The 309-nt window shown below is 65.0% G+C and carries 1 protein-coding gene; it reads left to right on the top strand.

Going from position 1 to position 309, the window contains the following annotated elements:
- Positions 1-309, top strand: a 309-nt coding sequence (locus QMX86_RS28380; protein ID WP_282390438.1) for an RHS repeat domain-containing protein, incomplete at both ends; no start/stop codon positions are given.

Below are 309 nucleotides of genomic sequence, written 5' to 3'. Positions count from 1 at the left end.
ACGCCTTCGGCAACCTGATCCGCGAACGCCGAGGCCACGGCCAGACCCTGGTCACCGAATACCGCTACGACTGCCAGCACCGCCTGATCGGCCTGACCCGCCCGGACGGCCAGACCGCCACTTATCAATACGACGCCTTCGGCCGCCGTATCCGCAAAACCGTCGACGGCGCCGTCACCGAATTCTTCTGGCAAGGCGAACACCTCGTCGCCGAAAGCAGCGCCACGCAATACCGCAGCTTCCTCTACGAACCCGGCACCTTCCGCCCACTCGCGATGCTCGACGGCAAAGGCCCGAAAAAAGCCTGCC

Source organism: Pseudomonas sp. PS01270 (assembly GCF_029959775.1).
GTDB lineage: Bacteria > Pseudomonadota > Gammaproteobacteria > Pseudomonadales > Pseudomonadaceae > Aquipseudomonas > Aquipseudomonas atacamensis.
The sequence above is the reverse complement of the archived record's forward strand: the minus strand, read 5'-3'. Positions and strand labels throughout refer to the sequence as shown.